Origin of the sequence: Chenggangzhangella methanolivorans (assembly GCF_019797865.1) — a bacterium.
GTDB classification, from domain to species: domain Bacteria; phylum Pseudomonadota; class Alphaproteobacteria; order Rhizobiales; family Methylopilaceae; genus Methylopila; species Methylopila methanolivorans.
On record NZ_CP081869.1, the window covers coordinates 3,151,127 to 3,167,455 of the forward strand.

The 16,329-nt window shown below is 66.8% G+C and carries 14 protein-coding genes and 6 pseudogenes; 7 read left to right on the plus strand and 13 right to left on the minus strand.

Annotation, left to right across the window (positions count from 1 at the left end):
- Positions 1-30: 30 nt before the first annotated feature.
- The 4 genes and pseudogenes from K6K41_RS30525 to K6K41_RS16525 form a co-directional block, all read right to left on the minus strand.
- A pseudogene (locus tag K6K41_RS30525) lies at positions 31-1,283 on the minus strand (DUF1501 domain-containing protein).
- A pseudogene (locus tag K6K41_RS16515) lies at positions 1,280-2,359 on the minus strand (DUF1800 domain-containing protein); the annotation flags it as partial. The pseudogenes K6K41_RS16515 and K6K41_RS30525, both read right to left, overlap by 4 nt.
- Positions 2,360-3,040: 681 nt before the next feature.
- Positions 3,041-3,661: a hypothetical protein gene (locus tag K6K41_RS16520; RefSeq protein ID WP_261401415.1), complete on the minus strand. Its 621-nt coding sequence runs from the start codon at positions 3,659-3,661 to the stop codon at positions 3,041-3,043.
- A 23-nt stretch (positions 3,662-3,684) separates the two neighbouring features.
- The gene (locus K6K41_RS16525; protein ID WP_261401416.1) at positions 3,685-3,990 is read right to left on the minus strand and encodes a hypothetical protein; all 306 of its coding nucleotides are present in this window, start codon (positions 3,988-3,990) and stop codon (positions 3,685-3,687) included.
- Between K6K41_RS16525 and K6K41_RS16530 the strand changes: the two are divergent.
- A pseudogene (locus K6K41_RS16530) lies at positions 3,907-5,545 on the plus strand (DNA translocase FtsK); the annotation flags it as partial. The gene K6K41_RS16525 and the pseudogene K6K41_RS16530 sit on opposite strands and share 84 nt — an antisense overlap.
- Positions 5,546-5,556: 11 nt before the next feature.
- Here K6K41_RS16530 and K6K41_RS16535 read toward each other — a convergent pair.
- On the minus strand, positions 5,557-6,834 hold the full coding sequence (locus K6K41_RS16535) for an NAD(P)/FAD-dependent oxidoreductase (protein ID WP_261401417.1): 1,278 nt from the start codon (positions 6,832-6,834) through the stop codon (positions 5,557-5,559).
- Between the two features lie 174 nt (positions 6,835-7,008).
- On the opposite strand from K6K41_RS16535, the gene K6K41_RS16540 reads away from it, so the two are divergent.
- The 3 genes from K6K41_RS16540 (at position 7,009) to K6K41_RS16550 (ending at position 8,999) form a co-directional block, all read left to right on the plus strand.
- Positions 7,009-7,689 carry a DNA-3-methyladenine glycosylase family protein gene (locus K6K41_RS16540; RefSeq protein ID WP_261401418.1) on the plus strand — a complete coding sequence of 227 codons (681 nt, stop codon included), beginning with the start codon at positions 7,009-7,011 and terminating at the stop codon, positions 7,687-7,689.
- Between the two features lie 2 nt (positions 7,690-7,691).
- On the plus strand, positions 7,692-8,375 hold the full coding sequence (locus K6K41_RS16545; protein ID WP_378146070.1) for an alpha/beta hydrolase: 684 nt from the start codon (positions 7,692-7,694) through the stop codon (positions 8,373-8,375).
- Between the two features lie 66 nt (positions 8,376-8,441).
- Positions 8,442-8,999 carry an HNH endonuclease gene (locus tag K6K41_RS16550; RefSeq protein WP_261401420.1) on the plus strand — a complete coding sequence of 186 codons (558 nt, stop codon included), beginning with the start codon at positions 8,442-8,444 and terminating at the stop codon, positions 8,997-8,999.
- Between the two features lie 71 nt (positions 9,000-9,070).
- Here the strand turns inward: K6K41_RS16550 and K6K41_RS16555 are convergent, their stop codons facing one another.
- Entirely contained in the window at positions 9,071-10,132 is a 1,062-nt protein-coding gene (locus tag K6K41_RS16555) for a class I SAM-dependent methyltransferase (protein WP_261401421.1), read from the minus strand.
- A 153-nt stretch (positions 10,133-10,285) separates the two neighbouring features.
- Between K6K41_RS16555 and K6K41_RS16560 the strand changes: the two genes are divergently transcribed.
- Positions 10,286-10,975: a class I SAM-dependent methyltransferase gene (locus tag K6K41_RS16560; protein ID WP_261401422.1), complete on the plus strand. Its 690-nt coding sequence runs from the start codon at positions 10,286-10,288 to the stop codon at positions 10,973-10,975.
- Positions 10,976-11,052: 77 nt separating this feature from the next.
- Here the strand turns inward: K6K41_RS16560 and K6K41_RS30530 are convergent, their stop codons facing one another.
- The 7 genes and pseudogenes from K6K41_RS30530 to K6K41_RS16585 all read right to left on the minus strand — a co-directional run bounded on the left by K6K41_RS30530 (position 11,053) and on the right by K6K41_RS16585 (position 14,527).
- The gene (locus K6K41_RS30530; RefSeq protein ID WP_428978529.1) at positions 11,053-11,529 is read right to left on the minus strand and encodes a glycosyltransferase 61 family protein; all 477 of its coding nucleotides are present in this window, start codon (positions 11,527-11,529) and stop codon (positions 11,053-11,055) included.
- A complete protein-coding gene (locus K6K41_RS16565; RefSeq protein WP_261401423.1) occupies positions 11,471-12,124 on the minus strand; it encodes a glycosyltransferase family 61 protein in 654 nt (217 codons plus the stop codon). The genes K6K41_RS30530 and K6K41_RS16565 overlap by 59 nt, the downstream gene beginning before the upstream one ends.
- Before the next feature lie 422 nt (positions 12,125-12,546).
- Positions 12,547-12,900 (minus strand): TOBE domain-containing protein, encoded by a 354-nt coding sequence (locus tag K6K41_RS16570; protein ID WP_261401424.1) that lies wholly within the window; start codon positions 12,898-12,900, stop codon positions 12,547-12,549.
- Positions 12,897-13,052 carry a hypothetical protein gene (locus tag K6K41_RS16575; RefSeq protein ID WP_261401425.1) on the minus strand — a complete coding sequence of 52 codons (156 nt, stop codon included), beginning with the start codon at positions 13,050-13,052 and terminating at the stop codon, positions 12,897-12,899. Before K6K41_RS16575 ends, K6K41_RS16570 begins: the two co-directional genes overlap by 4 nt.
- A gap of 136 nt (positions 13,053-13,188) precedes the next feature.
- A pseudogene (locus tag K6K41_RS30535) lies at positions 13,189-13,299 on the minus strand (hypothetical protein); the annotation flags it as partial.
- Complete coding sequence (locus K6K41_RS16580; protein ID WP_261401426.1) at positions 13,296-13,613, minus strand: ATP-binding cassette domain-containing protein; 318 nt, start codon at positions 13,611-13,613, stop codon at positions 13,296-13,298. The pseudogene K6K41_RS30535 and the gene K6K41_RS16580, both read right to left, overlap by 4 nt.
- Positions 13,614-13,656: 43 nt before the next feature.
- A pseudogene (locus K6K41_RS16585) lies at positions 13,657-14,527 on the minus strand (undecaprenyl-diphosphate phosphatase).
- A 167-nt stretch (positions 14,528-14,694) separates the two neighbouring features.
- Here K6K41_RS16585 and K6K41_RS16590 point away from each other — a divergent pair.
- Both K6K41_RS16590 and K6K41_RS16595 read left to right on the plus strand, forming a co-directional pair.
- Positions 14,695-15,386 (plus strand): annotated as a pseudogene (locus K6K41_RS16590) (glutathione S-transferase family protein).
- A 169-nt stretch (positions 15,387-15,555) separates the two neighbouring features.
- Positions 15,556-16,275, plus strand: coding sequence for a phosphocholine cytidylyltransferase family protein (locus K6K41_RS16595; protein ID WP_261401427.1), 720 nt, complete (start codon positions 15,556-15,558; stop codon positions 16,273-16,275).
- Positions 16,276-16,329 lie beyond the last annotated feature (54 nt).

Consider the following 16,329-nt stretch of genomic DNA (forward strand, 5'->3'; position numbering starts at 1 on the left):
GCGGCCTCAGCCGCTCCGGCCGTCAGGCGATCAGCCCTTGGCCGGCGTGACCGTCTCGCTGCCCGGAAACACCTTTTCGGTCAGCACGCCGGCCGGCACGCCGAGATGGTCGGCCAGAACGCCCTTCAGCACGGCGCGCAGATCCGTGGTCGGCGCGAGGTCGCGGTTCTCGAACAGCTCATTGGGTTTCAGCCCCGGCCAGTCGGCCATGACCCGTCCGCCCTTCACCGCGCCGCCGGCGAGGAAGGCGGCGGTGCCGGTGCCATGGTCGGTGCCGTCGGCGCCGTTCTCATGGGCGGTGCGGCCGAACTCGGTGACCACGACGACCGCGGTCTCCTTCCACTTGTCCTTGAGGCCCGTGCGCAGGGTGTCGATCGCGACGTCGAGGCCGCCGAGGAGGCCGGCGAGGCGGCCGGTGGCCGCGCCCTCCTTGGTGTGGGGTCCCATCCGTCGAACGACAGCGCGGCGACGCGCGGCCCCTCGTCGTCGGCCATCAGCCGCGCGCAGCCTTGCGCGAGCGCCACGAAATTCTGCTGGAGGCGGCTGAGGCCCGGCGCCGACTTGTCGTCCGCCATGCCGGCGAGCGCGAGGCGGTCGGTCTCGACGCCCGCCTCGAAGGCCTTGGCGAGTTCGGGGTCGCGCGCGGCGTAGAGCGCGGCGAGCCGATCGATCGTGTCGACCTTGGCGGCGTCGAGGCGGGGCGGGGCCCAGGTCATGGTAGGCGAGGGCCCGCGCAGGATCAGCGGCACGTTCGCCCCGATGCCGAGGCCGCGGATCGGCTTGACCTGCCCGGCCGAAGGCATCGCCGCAACCGCGCGGTTGAGCCAGCCGGTGTCGACGGCCTTGGCGGCCGACGTGCCGTTCTCGAGCGCGTCCTGCCCGTCGAAATGCGAGCGGTCGCGATAGCCGGTCGCGGCCGCGTGCACCACGAGGCCCTGGCCGGACTTGTAAAGCCCGTGGAAGCGCGTCATCGCGCCGTTCAGCGCGAACGGCCCTTCGAGGGGCAGCGCCGCGCCCTTCTGGCTCGCGAGCTTCAGCGAAATGTCGGGCCGCAAACCCTCATAGGCGGCGTCGCCGACAGGCGGCACGGCGGAGAGCCCGTCCATCGCGCCGCGCAGCACGATGACGACGAGCCTCGGGTCGCGCGCGCGGGCGGCGCTTGCGATCTTCGGCATCATCAGCGCGGCAGTGAGCGAACTCGCGCCGATCAGGAAGCCGCGGCGGTCAGGGCAGGCGAGGGCGTCGCGAAAGGCGGCGCGGCGGGAGGCGTCGGTCATGCTCATCTCCGCTGCATTTCGGGCGACATCAACAGAAGGGCGAGCGCCTGCTCGCGCGAGCCGGCCCGCTTCACCGCGGTCCTGGTCTCGTCGCTCATGACGTCGCCCAGAAGGTCGTCGGCGAGCGCGTTCGGATCCATGCGGGGGCCGTGCTCCTCGGCGAGGTCGACCGCGAGGTCGAGCCGGTTGGTCTGCGCGTCCGGGGCGATCCAGTCCCGTCCGTAGATCGAGAAGCCCTTGGGCGAGGGCGCGCCCCACATCGGCTGGCCGAGCGCCTGGAGGCCCTTGATCAGGAGCTTGGTGTCGGGCCGCTCGAGCGCGCGGGCGGAGGCGAACACGAACTCCTTCGCCGAGCGCATCTTCGTGCGAGGCGCGCTCCAGGCCTCGTCGGACGAGATCAGCGCGAGCGCGAGCTCCCTGAGGTCGCCGTCGGTGTCGCGGAAGCTTTTTTCGAGGCGGGCGACGAGCCCCGGCGGCGGATCGTCCGAGACGAACGCCACCGCGACGCGCCGCGCGACGTGGCGGGCGGTGGCGGGCTTTCTCGCAAGGTCTGCGAGGATCGCCGCGCCCTGCTCCGCGCCCGTGTCGGGATAGGACTTGCCCAGCACGGTCTGCGCGCCGGGCTCGTGGGCGTCGGAGTCGAACTCGTAGCCTCCGAGATTTTCCGCCTTCGGCCGCCGCACCGTCCGCCAGCCGGTGAGGGCGTAGGCGAGCGAGGTGACGTCCTTCTGCGTATAGCCGCCGTCGACCCCGACGGTGTGGAGCTCCAGCAGCTCGCGGGCGTGGTTCTCGTTGAAGCCTTTGCCCTTCTTGCCGCCGGCCGGACTGTTCGGCCCGCGCGAATCGTCGAGGTCGAGATAGATCAGCATCGCCGGGTGACGGCTCGCCGCGAGCAGCAGGTCGGAGAAGCGGCCGAGCGCATGCGGGCGGATCGCCTCGCGCTCATAGGCGCCGCCGAGCCAGCCGACATATTTGCCGCCCTTCGACGAGACGGTGAAATGGTCTCCCCAGAACGACACCAGCGCTCCACGAAGCCGATGTCGCAGTTGCGCGCCCGCACGATCCGGGCGTCGATCTCGTCCGGCATCGGCGACTTGGCGGGGTCGGGGATGTTGGTCATGGGCTCTACCTTGTCGTCGCGCCGGCCGCCTTTCTTGCCGCCGCCCATGTCGTTTCCGCCCATGTCGTTCCCGGCCATCCCGCCGTCGTCCGGCGAGGCCCTGACGGGCTTGGGCTTCTCCGCGGGCAGCCGGCCTTCGGCGCGCATCATCTCGGCCACCGTCTCGCGGCGGCCCTTCAGCTCGCGGCCGTTGCGCATGCGGCGCAGCGTCTTCCGCTCGATGAAGGAGCGGGCGATCTCCTCGGTCGAGTCGAGATAGGGGTCGGGGAGCAGCGCGACGTCGCGCCTCATCAGCTCAGCCTTCACCGCGCCGCGCGGATCGGAGGCGACGCGGCGCAGGTCTCCGGGCTTCGGTCCAAGGCCGAAGCGGGCGAAGGCGTTGAGCGCCGAAAGGTCGCGGGGGTCGGTCGTCATGCGCGAGCGCTCCGCCGGTTCGAGGGGGACAGCGTCGATCGACGTTTCCCGAGTTTAGACCCGTTCGACGCTGACCGCGACGTCGCTCGCGCGATCGTGGCCCGAAGCCTTGGTCTTGCGCCTTCAAACGCGCCCTGAGGTCCGCCCCTGCGTTCACGAACGCGCGCGGTCGAGCGGTCCGGCGAGGGGGACCCTGAGGTGGGGAAAACCGGGTCCGCTCCACCCTTCGTTAACGCTGACGGCGGCTTACTGAGAGCGCGCGACAGGGCGGCGGATCCGCCCGGCTCCGGGGTTCTTCGATCATGCGTTTTTCAGGCCGTCCGCCCGCCTCCGACGATTCGAACGCGACGCGCGGGGGCCAGCCCTCCAACCGCCCCGCGGCGTCGTCCGAGGTGCGCTCGGTCCGCACGCCCGACCATGTCCTCCAGGCCCGCCGCGCAGGGCTTGCGGGCTTGGACGAGGCGTTGTCGGCCACCGTCGAGCGCCCGGTCTCGGCGCTGCCGGAGCCGAGCGAGACGCCGAGCTGGCTGAAGCCGTTCGCAAGCGGCCCCAACACCCGCTTCACCCGCACCCCGGACAGCATCCTGCGCGGCCGCAACCGCGTCGCGGGCGAGCCCGAGGACGAGCAGCCGATCGAGCCCGAGGCGGCCGCCGACGCGATCGCCGGCATGGCGTTTCCAGGCGCCGCGCGCGTCGTGCGCCGTCCGGCCCCGCTCACCATCCAGCGCCTCGCCGAGACGATCCATGTGGGCGAGCTGTCGGTTTCGCCGGTCGACCAGGACAACGTCCCGCTCGCGCCGCCCGCGCCCGAGCCGGAGCCGCTCGCCGAGATCGTCGGCTCGCGCTTCACGGGCTCGCTCGGCCAGCCCTTCGTCAGCTTCGCGCCGGTGACTTATCGCGCCTCCTTCGGCTGGGGCGGCGCAGACGCAGAGCGTCGAGCCTCCCGCGCCGGTCGCGGCGCCGGCGCCCGTCGCCGTCGAACCCGCGCCGGTCCTTGCGCCTGTCGTCCCTGCGCCTGTCGTCCCGGCCCGCAAGCCGCTGCTCGCGGCCGAAGCCCGCGCCGCCGCCCGCGCGGAGCGCCAGCGCCAGAACGTCGACGCGCCGCAGCCGGCGCCGGTCGTCCATGTCCAGCCGTCCGCGCCCGCGGCGAACCGCGTCGAGCCGGCGGTGCGCCAGCACGCGGTCGCCTCGGCCCGGCCGCCCGTCACGCTCGAGTACGAGCCGCCGTCGCTCGAGCTCCTGACGCCCGCCGCCACCGAGGAGCCGTCTCCCGAGCTCTCCGAGGAGGCGCTGGAGCGCAACTCCGTGAAGCTGCAGCAGACGCTCGCCGACTTCGGCGTGCGCGGCGAGATCATCGACGCCAATCCCGGCCCCGTGGTCACGCTCTACGAGCTCGAGCCGGCGCCCGGCGTGAAGTCGTCTCGCGTCACCGCGCTCGCCTCCGACATCGCCCGCTCGATGAGCGCGACCGCGGCCCGCGTCGCGGTGGTGGAGGGGCGCAACGTCATCGGCATCGAGCTGCCGAACGCCAAGCGCGAGACCGTCTACCTGCGCGAACTGCTCGAGGACCAGAGCTTCGAATCCTCGCCGATGAAGCTGCCGGTCTGCCTCGGCAAGACCATCGGCGGCGAGCCGGTGATCGCCGATCTCGCCAAGATGCCTCACCTGCTGGTCGCCGGCACCACGGGCTCGGGCAAGTCGGTCGCGATCAACACCATGATCCTGTCGCTGCTCTACCGGCACGCCCCGGAGAAGTGCCGGCTCATCATGGTCGACCCGAAGATGCTGGAGCTCTCGGTCTATGAGGGCATCCCCCACCTGCTGACGCCCGTCGTCACCGACCCGAAGAAGGCGGTGATCGCGCTGAAATGGGCGGTCCGCGAGATGGAGGACCGCTATCGCAAGATGTCGAAGCTCGGCGTGCGCAACATCGACGGCTTCAACGCCCGGGCGGCGGAAGCCACGGCGCGCGGCGAGACGGTGACGCGGCAGGTGCAGACGGGCTTTGACCGCGAGACCGGCCAGGGCGTGTTCGAGGACGAGGTCATGGACCTCACCCAGCTGCCCTACATCGTCATCATCGTCGACGAGATGGCCGACCTGATGATGGTGGCCGGCAAGGAGATCGAGGGCGCGATCCAGCGCCTGGCGCAGATGGCGCGCGCGGCCGGCATCCACATCGTGATGGCGACCCAGCGCCCGTCGGTCGACGTCATCACCGGCACGATCAAGGCCAACTTCCCGACCCGCATCTCCTTCCAGGTGACGTCCAAGATCGACAGCCGCACGATCCTCGGCGAGATGGGGGCCGAGCAGCTCCTCGGTCAGGGCGACATGCTGCACATGGCCGGCGGCGGCCCGCATCGTGCGCGTCCACGGGCCGTTCGTGTCCGACACCGAGGTCGAGAAGGTGGTGGACCACCTGAAGACGCAAGGGCGCCCTGAATATTGCGACGCCGTCACGGCCGACGAAGAGGAGGCGGCGGGCGCCGCCGAGGAGGGCGACGACGCGGCGGTGTTCGACGCCGGCGACTTCGGCGAGGAGTCGGGCGACCTCTACGACCAGGCAGTCGCGGTCGTGCTGCGCGACAAGAAGGCCTCGACCTCCTACATCCAGCGCCGCCTGCAGATCGGCTACAACCGCGCCGCCTCGCTGATGGAGCGGATGGAGAACGAAGGCATCGTCGGACCGGCGAACCACGCCGGCAAGCGCGAGATCTTCCGCGAGCGGTAAGCGTCTCGTTTCTACAGCCGGTCCCTGAGCGCGAAATAGCTCATGGCGGCCACCAGGATCGGCTTCCTGAGCCATGTCCCGCCCGGGAAGGACGGGACCGGCAGCTGCGACAGAAGGTCGAAGCCCTCGAACCGGCCCTGCACGGCCTCCGCGAGGATCCGGCCGAACATCGGCGCGAGCAGCACGCCCTGGCCGGAGTACCCGGCCGCCGCGAACACGTTCCTGGCGACCGAGCGCACGAAGGGCTGGCGCGTCGGCGTGACGCCCAGCACCCCGCCCCAGGCGTGCTCGATGGGCACGTCGGCGAGCTGCGGAAACACCTCGAGCAGGTGGCGGCGCACGATCGGCGCGACGTCGGGCGGCAGGGTCGTCGAATAGGTCTCGCCGCCGCCGAACAGCAGCCGCCCGTCGGGCGTCGGCCGGAAATAGCGCACCACGAAGCGGCTGTCGGAAACCGCGGCGCGACTCGCCAGCACGTCGTTGAGGCGCTCGCCCAGCGGCGCCGTGGTCGCGATGTGGTTCGCGATCGGCATGACGTGGGACTCGACCGTCGCCTCAACCCCTTCGAGCAGCCCGTCGGTGCAGATCAGCACGGCCTCGGCCGAAACCTCGCCGCGCTCGGTCTCGAGCGTCGGCCGGGCGCCGCCCGTCAGGCGCCTCACGCGCGCGCCCTCGTGGATCGTCGCGCCCGCCGTCTCCGCCGCGCGCGCGAGCCCGTAGGCGAGGGCGAGCGGATCGAGATGCCCGCCGCGACGGTCGATCGACCCGCCGTGATAGCCCTCGCTCTTCACCAGCTCATAAAGCTCCTCGCGCGAGAGCGGCTCCACATGCGGGTAGTCGTAGTCGCGCGCGAGCTTCTCGGCGTAGGCGTGCGAATGGCGAACAAAAGCCGGCTTATGATCTACGTGGATCAGCCCGGTCTCGAGCGAGCAGGCGATGTCGTGCTGGTCGATCAGTCCGCGCAGCAGCGCTTTGGCGTCCTCCGCCATGTCCCAGAGCTTGTGGGCGTCGTCGAGCCCGACCACGCGTTCGAGTTCGTCCTGATCGTGGCGCTGGCCGGTGTGAAGCTGCCCGCCGTTGCGCCCTGAGGCGCCCCAGCCGATCCGCGCCTGTTCGAGCACCACCGCCTTGAGCCCCGCCCCGGCGAGGTGAAGCGCGGCGGACAGACCGGTGAAGCCGGCGCCGATGATCGCGACGTCGGCGCGGACGGCGCCTTCCAGCGGAGGCCGGGAAGCAGGGGCGGGATTGGCGGCTGCGTAATAGGAGCGGGCGGGGAGGAAATCGGCCATTCGGGCCTTTGCGTTCTGAGGGGCGCCGACAGATCTAGCAGAGCGGCGGCCGCGGGGAACCTCGCCGGGCGCCCAATTGCGCGCCGCTTGAGTCGGCGGCCGGACCTCGTTCGCCAAGCTGCGCAAGGCTGGCGGCTTCAATTCGTCGGGCGCGCGCGCTAGCGTCGCGTCGCCGTGACGACCGACCGGATTCTCACAAAGCCTGAGCTCGACGCAGCGCTCGACGCGCTCTGCGCGCTCGACCCGCGCATGGCCGCGCTGCGCCGGGAGGCCGCCGAGCCGCCGCTCCGCACGCTGACCGCCGACCTCGCCGGGCTGGTCTGGATCGTCAATTCGCAGCTGATCTCGGTCGCGGCCGCGCGCGCGATCCATGGCCGCCTGCAGGCGGCGCTCGGCGTCATCGACCATGCGAGCCTTTCCGCCGCGCCCGACGAGACGTTCCGCGCCGCCGGCCTGTCGCGGGTCAAGCTCCGGACGGTTCGGGCGCTTTGCGCGGCGGTCGACGCCGGGCTCGACATCGCGGCGCTCAGCCGACTCGATGAGGACGAGGCGCGGGCGCGCCTCGTCGCGATTTCGGGCGTCGGGCCCTGGACGGCGGACGTGTTCCTGCTTTTCGCCCACGGCCGGGCCGACGCCTTTCCGGGCGGCGACGTGGCCGTTCAGGCGGCGATGAAAGAGGCGTTCGCGCTGGAGGCGCGCCCCGACCGCGCGCAAGCCGAACGCATCGCCGAACGCTGGCGGCCTTTACGGGGAGTGGCCGCGCAGCTCTTGTGGGCCTATTACCTGCGCAAGCGCGGCGGCAGGGACGCCGCGCCAGCCCCCAACCGGCCGGAAAGCGCCGAGGAGACGACATGAGCCTGCCGACGATCGACGGCCCGCGCCTCGCCCCCGCCTCCGGAGTCCCGAAGGCGCTCGTCGTGTTTCTCCATGGCTTCGGCGCGGACGGCAACGACCTGATCGCGATCGGCGCGGAATGGCGCAGGGCGATGCCCGACGTCGCCTTCGTGTCTCCTCACGCGCCCGAGCGCTGCATGGCCGCGCCGACGGGACGCCAGTGGTTTCCGCTGACGTTCCGCGACCCCGACGAGCGCCGTCGCGGCGTGATCGCCGCGCGCCCGACGCTCGACGCCTTCCTCGACGCCGAGCTCGCCCGCCACGGCCTCTCCGACGACCGCCTGGTTCTGATCGGCTTCAGCCAGGGCGCCATGATGGCGCTGCACGCCGGCTTGCGCCGCAAGGCGCCGCCCGCCGCCATCATCGGCTTCTCGGGCATGCTGGTGAGCCCGGAGGCGCTGAAGGAGGAGGCGACCTGCCGCCCGCCGATCCTGCTGATCCACGGAGAGCGCGACGACGTCATTCCGGTCGATGCGCTGTTCGCCGCGACAGACGGGCTTGCGGCGGCTGAAATTCCTGTAGAGTGGCATCTGTCGCCGGGGCTCGGCCACGGCATCGACGGCGAGGGCTTGCGCCAGGGCGCGGCCTTCGTGGCGAGCGCGCTCAAACCGCGGAGGACAAGTCTTCGAGCATCTTCACAAGGCTGACGCACAACAGATAGATTATTCCTCAAGCGCAGGCCGATGCGCCGGCGCGCCGATGAGGAGTGCGCGGTGACGGTCGTCGTGTCGCCTGAAGCGTGTCCGGCCTTGGTGCTCAACGCGGACTACCGTCCGCTCAGCTACTACCCTTTGTCGCTGTGGTCGTGGCAGGACGCCATCAAGGCCATCTTTCTCGACCGGGTGAACGTTCTCTCGCATTACGACCGGCGGGTCTCCTCGCCGAGCTTCCAGATGAAGCTGCCGTCCGTCGTGTGCCTGAAGACCTTCGTGAAGCCGGCGCGCCATCCCGCCTTCACCCGCTTCAACGTCTTCCTGCGCGACCGCTTCTCCTGCCAGTATTGCGGCACGCGCGAGGATCTGACCTTCGACCACGTGATCCCCCGGTCGAGGGGCGGCCTGACCACGTGGGAGAACGTCGTCGCGGCCTGCTCGCCCTGCAATCTGAAAAAGGGCGGCCAGATGCCGGCCGACTGCGGCATGCATCCCGCCCAGGAGCCGTTCCCGCCGACGGTGCACGACCTGCACCGCAACGGCCGGCTGTTCCCGCCCAACTACCTCCACGACAGCTGGATCGACTATCTCTACTGGGACAGCGAGCTCGAGCCGTAAGGGCGGGCGTTCGGGCAGGACAGGCTCTAGCCAGGGCTGTTCTACAGTCTGCTGGCCAGTCGAATTTAAGCTCATGCCTTTTGGAGCATGAAGTGAAAATCCTTGGTGTTCGCGGTCCAGTTGAGGCTAAATTTCGCAAAGCCGCCTTCGGCGCAGGCCCAATCCATCAGCTCACGGCAATTGCTGTTAGTGTAGTAATGCACATGGATCGACTCTTTGTCTGATATTGCTTTTTGAAGCCGTGGATCGTCTGCTTTACGATGCATGTGGCGGACATAATGGTCTATCGTCGGCTCCCAGATCGCCCGTTCGAATTCAGACGCCCATTCGGCAGGCGTACTTGGCTTCTGCACCGCGTCTTTCGTGCCGGAAAGGTCGGGAATAACGCAAAGAATGCGCCCGCCCGACTTTAACTTATGATGCCAGCGTTGCAGATGCCCATATGGGTTCGCAAGATGTTCGAAAACGTGGCTACCGAAAATGAAGTTAAGAGATTTGTCGTCTACTGGGAGATCGCAGGCATCGCCAACAACATATGAGTCCCATAGTTCTGGATTCTCCGGATACTTGCCACCTTGATTGTAAAGCCGACTCCATTCCGCCGGAGGCATCTGTTCGACATAGGAGACTTGAACGTCGTCAGCCGGCAGGATCTGCGGAACTGGTCCCGGTCCGATTTCAACGCCCCGTCCTTTTGCGAGCGCGTAAAGCCAGTCCCGTGAAAGGGCGCGGCTAGTGGCCACGAATACCGTGTCGGAAGGCTCTTCGGCTTTGGTCGTGCGGATGACAAGGTCGACAGCCAATTCCCCGCTCTTCGGCCAGTTTAAGAACAGCGGGACAAGCCTTGTTCCGCTGCGAATCTCGGTCGAGCTGATCAAAGCCTCAGTTCCCTGCAAAGCAAAACCGACCTCTAAATCAGGACTCAATGAAGACCCGTGCGAATGCCAACCACAGAAATCAGGCCATCCCCGCAGAGTAAAAAACCGGGAGGCGTTTGGAATTCGGACTTCGCTTCCACTGGCAAGGGATACACCAAACCATTTGCGACCGTTCAGCGCCTTGGTGACGGCCTTGACCTCGCCACGGACGAGCGCATTCCGATCCTTACGGCGAATTAACTCAAACAAGTTCATGCAACGGCTCCGCATTTTGCCAGAACGACCGTGATTAGCGATCCATCAGGAGAGTGACGCGACTGTCAAGCGACGTCTTGATCGCGCGCTTCTAAGAGGCGCGCGGCGAAAGGTCTCGTTGTTGCCAGGCGTCAGATATATTGATAATCTCCCGTGGAAGCAGAGGGGATCTATAGAGCGATGTCTCTTTGGGAGCAATTTTTGACACATGAAGGCCGCGGTGTTCAGAAATGGACGCAGTATATTCCCGTATATGAGCGGCATGTCGCCCGGTTTCAGAACAGGTCGATTACGATGTTGGAGATTGGCGTCAATCGTGGTGGTTCCCTGCAGATGTGGAAACGATATCTTGGGCCGTACGCCACGATCGTGGGAGTCGATATCGCCGAAAAATGCAAGGAGTTTGAAGAGGACCAGATTTACGTAAGGATCGGGAGTCAAGCCGACACGGCGTTTCTTGATGAGATTTGCGAGGAATTCGGCCCGTTCGACGTTATTTTGGATGATGGAAGTCATATCAATGATCATCAGGTTGTGACCATCGAGCATTTATATAATCGTTTGACGCCAGAGGGCGTTTACTTAGTCGAGGATACGCACACGAGCTACGTAGAGCGCTACGGTGGTGGGCTTCGTGCTCCAGGCACCTTTATCGAATACTGCAAAAATAAGATCGACGCGCTGAACGGATATAATTACTCGGGCGGTGTAGATCAGTTTACAAAGAATACAATTTCGATCCACGTTTATGATAGTATTGTCGTATTTGAGCGAGGCCGTCATCGGAGGTCGACTTCCGTGGATCGGGGCGAGCCGAGGCTGGCTGTAAAGCCTAAGCTTTAACACGGTTATCGGCCCACTCGGGACGACGCCTCTCGGAAGGTGCATGTAAACGGCGAGCGGATCTCACTTTGTGTTTTTTAGATCCGCTCGAATATTTCGTGACATGCTGAATTGACGTCGAGAGTTCTTACTAGCTCGGATCCCAATCGAGCGCTTTGTATGCAATTGACATAAGTGGATTTGTACATTTTCGCCCCGTCTATGATAAGATATCGTTCATAAATATTTTCTTCCGCGAGGTATATTATCTGTAGATTAGGGTTTTCGACAAATAGGCTGTTGTGAAATGCAGAGCCAATCATTCCGGCGACGACGGAAGCAGACCTGAAGGTTGAAACCTGTTCGGCGATTGTCATGGTCTCTGGGTGAAGAATCTTGAAACCGTTCGCCGCCAAACGTTGCTCAAGCGCCTGTTCGTCGGATCGGCATCCGCGAGGATCGGAGGCGAGCATAGATCGAGACAGGTAGATATACGGTCCGTTTGCGGAAGCTGTCTCAAATCGCTCTGCAGCATTCGTAGGAGGTGGTATAAGCGCTGTAGATGCGGAATGCATGTTCTATGGCAGGTTGAGGAACAATAATATTACGAAATATAGTTGGACGATCAACGAGTATAATTCTTTCATGATTGATGCCGAAGGCTGAAAGCGTATCGCGTATCCAAGCGCGCTTCAGGAAGAAATCGAGCGTCTGGCCGGCGTGGGTCAGAAAGACAATTCTTATCTCGGGCGGAAGTTCCCGAAGGATCCAAAGCCGCGAGAGCGTGTCGGTTAGAAAGTGACCGAAATGATGGATCATAGCGCCGCCGAAAACAACCGGCTCGTGAATCTCCAACTCTGTGTCCGTCGATATCCGTTCCGGAGAGTAAGCGTAGGCCTTCCGAAACAGAGTCGTTTTCGTGTCGTCTGGAATAAGTGATCCGCTCGGTATGATTATTCGTCCGGTATAATCAAGGCGTGCGCCATCCTCGGAATGCAGGCATTGTGAATTCTTGGCTGCGAGCGCAAAATTAAGGGTGCGGCGCTCCGGTCGACCAATGATGTTCTGAGTTCGTTCAAGTCGCTTATGAAGCCGTTTCTGATCGAAGCCGATAAAGGAAAGTTGGCCTCGATTTATTTTGTTACGAATAGACTCATTCGAAAGCTTCATTGATCAGGTCGCCAGAAAACGCGAAAGGCAGGCGCGCCGCCGGCCTGCTAGTGTCACTGATAGGCTGATGATGATCGGTGAGTAAAGCACCGCCCCCTTTGTGGGGCACCGCAGCTACCCGCCGCTGCCGCTGTTTGAGCGTGCGATGATCAGCATTTGCCGCGCGCGCGCCTCATAATCAGTGCGCACGTCCTTGTCTTTCGAGGTTGAGGCCGGGCGCTTCGGCGCGGCCGCCTGTTCGTCCGCTTCCTAATCGAGAACGTCGGGATGTTCTTTCCGATAGAGCCAGCGCGCCATCACCTCGACGACTTCCGGCTTCGGTTCCCATGCCATCGCACGTCACCGTTCTGCTCTTTCGAAGCCAGCCGAGGATACGAGCTTATAGCTGTTCCAAAAACCGCGACCTTCCGCCAATGGGCGCCTTAGAGCCGCGCGCCTGTCGCCGCGTCGAAGAGATGCAGGCTTTCGCGACGGGCGCCGAGAGTGAGAGGGCCGACGGCCGGAACATCGACCGGCCCGGTGAGCCGCGCGAGGAACGGGAACGCTCCGACCCGCCCGTGCACGAGGGTTTCGCGCCCCGCGCGCGCCGCGAGTTCGACCGTGACGGGAAACGTCGCGGCGGCGGGCAGAGAGCCCTCGCCCGGCGCGAAAAGATCCTCGGGCCGCACGCCGAGAACGGCGAAGACGAAGCCGGTCCGCAGGCTTGCGCCGCCAAGATGCGTGCCGTCCTCGAGCGACAGGCCGGTCCGCTCGGCGCGCACGGGAAGCAGGTTCATGGGCGAGGGCCCGAGAAGGCGCGCGGCGGCCGACGTCGGCGGCGGGCGTAGAGCTCGTCGGCGCCGCCCGCGGCGACGACCCGGCCGCCGTCGAGCAGCACGAGGCTGTCGGCGAGCGCCAGCGCCTCGGCCTGGTCCTGCAGCGAAAACACCGCGGCCGCGCCGGTCTCGCGCCAGCGCCGCGAGCTTGAAGCGCAGCGCCGCGCGCTCGGCGGCGTCGAGGCCGCGGAACGGCTCGTCGAACAGCAAAGCCGCCGGCCGGGCCGCGAAGGCGCGCGCGAGCGCGGTCCGCGCCCGTTCGCCCGAGGAGACTCGGCCTGCGCGGCGGGCGAGCGATGGGCCGAGGCCGAAGGCGTCGGCTGCGCGCAGGGCGGCCTCTTGCGCGTCCCTGCGCTTCAGGCCGCGGGCGCCGAGCCCCGGACGATGTTGTCATAGAGATTGCGTCCAGGCTCGAGCGCGTCCGGATCGACGAGTTCGGCGAGCTCGGGCCGTCCGATCCGCCAGGACTGGCTGACGTCCTCGCCGATCTCGATCACGCCGGCGTCCGGCTTCTCGCGCCGCGCGATGAGGCGCAGGAGCGTCGACTTGCCGGAGCCCGCCGGGCCGATCAGCGCGCAGGAGGACCCCGCCGGGACCTCGAACGAGACGTCGTCGAGCGCCTTGCGGCCGCCTCTCAGGGTTCGGGTGACGTGGGTGACGACGATCGCGGCCAAGCGTCAAAGGCTCCAGCGGGCCGAACGCGGCCTCACCTCATCGTCACCCGTAGACCATGAGGCCCGCAAGGCCGGCCGCGCCGACGATCAGCCGCCACCAGGCGAAGGGCGCGAAGCCGTGGCGCGAGATGAAGTCGAGCGCGAAGCGCACCACGATGAGCGCGACGATGAAGGCGCACACGAATCCGACGCCGACAAGCGCGAGGTCGTCGAACTTCAGCGTGTCGCGGTTCTTGTAGAGATCGTAGGCGAACGCGCCCGCCATGGTGGGCATGGCGAGGAAGAACGAGAACTCCGCCGCCGCGCGCTTGCTCGCGCCGAGCAGCAGCGCGCCGACGATGGTGGAGCCGGAGCGCGAGACGCCCGGGATCATCGCGAGGCACTGGCAGAAACCGATGACGAGGCACATGCGCAGCGGAAACTGCATCGCGTCGTCATAGGCGACGGCCGCCTGTGGCGCCTGTCCAGCCATGCGCGGGGCCGTCGGTCGCGCCGACCGGGATCGACTGCGGCTGGTGGCGCATGTCGACCCACAGCAGCACCAGGCCGCCGACGATGAGCGCGACGCAGATCGTCATCGGGCTCTCGAACAGCACCGTCTTGATGAAGCCGTGCAGCGCCGCGCCGATGACGGCCGCGGGCAGGAAGGCGACCAGCACGCCGATGACGAAACGCCGCGCCGTCGGATCGTGCGGCAGGCGGATCGCGATGTTGATGAGCTTGCCGGAATAGACCGCGAGAATCGCGAGGATCGCCCCGAGCTGGATCAGCACCTCGAAGGATTTCCCGGCGGACTCGAAGCCGAGGAAATGGCCGAGCAGCAGGATGTGGCCGGTGGAGGAGACCGGCAGAAACTCGGTCAGCCCCTCGACGACGCCGAGCAGGGCGGCTTCCAACAGTTGGTGCAGATCCATCGCGCCCCGTCTCCCCCGAGGGCCCGCGGCCGATTCGGTGTTGTCGCGCGGGCGGTGCGGTTCTATACGGGGCGCCCGCGCCGCGCCATCTCAACCGCGGCGTTCCGCGCGCGTGCGACGCGCGCCGGCCACACTTTCTCCGAGCGCCGCGAGACCCCCCGGCATCCATGGCGATCCTCTACCACCACCCGCTTGCCCGCATTCGCGCTTTGTGCGCCTCGTCATGAGCGAATACGGGCTCGAGGCGGATCTGGTCGAAGAGCGGATCTGGGAGCGGCGCGAACCGTTCCTGACGCTCAACCCAGCGGGCTCCACCCCGGTGCTGGTCGAGGCCTCGATGCCTTCCGTGCCGGGCGCCGACGTGATCGCCGAATATCTCGACGAGACCCGTGGCCTCGCGCTCGGCGACCGGCGGCTCTTGCCGGACTCGCCCCGCGACCGCGTCGAGACCCGCCGGCTGACCGACTGGTTCAACCGCAAGTTCTTCGAGGAGGTCTCGAGCCACCTCGTCACCGAGAAGATCTACAAGCGCTTCATGCCGACCAATCTCGGCGGCGGCGCGCCCGAGATGGCGGCCATCCGCGCCGGCCGCGCCAACATCCGCTACCACCTCAAATATGTCGGCTACCTCATCCGCCAGCGCCGCTGGCTGGCGGGCGACCGGCTGACCTACGCCGATCTCGCGGCCGCCGCCCATTTCTCCGTCGTCGACTATCTCGGCGACGTGCCTTGGGAGGAGGACGAGACGGCGCGCAACTGGTACGCGCGGGTGAAGTCGCGTCCGTCCTTCCGTCCGCTGCTGGGCGAGACCGTTCCCGGCACCGCCCCCGCGCCGCATTACGCGGATCTTGATTTCTGAAGTCGGTTCCAGGGAAGGCGAACTGCGTGCGTCGAGACGCCCGCCTGCGGCGCGCTCCTCAGCATGAGGAGCGTGGAGGATGCGCAAACGGTCCTCATGCCGAGGAAGCCCGGAGAGCCGTCTCGAAGCCCGCAGTTCGCGCCCGCCTGGACATCCGGAGGACAGCCAAGTGAAAGCCATCATCCTCAGCGCCGGCCAGGGGCGCCGCCTTCTGCCGCTGACCGCCGAGACCCCGAAGTGTCTGATCCCGTTCTCGGGCAAGCCGCTGCTCGAATGGCAGGTTCGCTCGCTCGCCTCCGCCGGCGTCACCGAGATCGTGGTGGTGACGGGCTTCGAGGCCGCCAAGGTCGACGCGGCGCTCGACGCCATCAAGCTGTCGGGCGTCAGCCTGCGCACGACCCACAACCCGTTCTTCGAACTCGCCGACAATCTGGCGAGCTGCTGGATCGCGCGCCACGAGATGAAGCAGCCGTTCCTGATCTTGAACGGCGACACGCTGATCGAGCCGGAGATCTCGAAGGCCGTTCTGGCCGATCCGCCGGTCGCGCCCATCACGGTGACGATCGACCGCAAGGGCGACTACGACAGCGACGACATGAAGGTGCGCGACAAGGACGGCCGGCTGTTCGCGATCGGCAAGACGCTGCCGCTCGACCTCGTCACCGGCGAGTCGATCGGATGCCTGCGCTTCACCGATGAGGGCGCCAAGATCTTCGTCGCCGAGATCGAGCGCCTGCTGCGCTCCGAGGACGGGCTGAAGCGCTGGTATCTGTCCGCCATCGACGGCATCGCCCGCTATCACGGCGAGGTCGTCGGCGTGCGTTCGATCGAAGGCAAGGAATGGAGCGAGCTCGACTTCCCCGCCGATCTCGACCGCGGGTGGCGATGACCGACGGCTGGGCCAAGCGCGGGCTCTGAGCCCGCGCCCGGTCGCCGTCTTTCG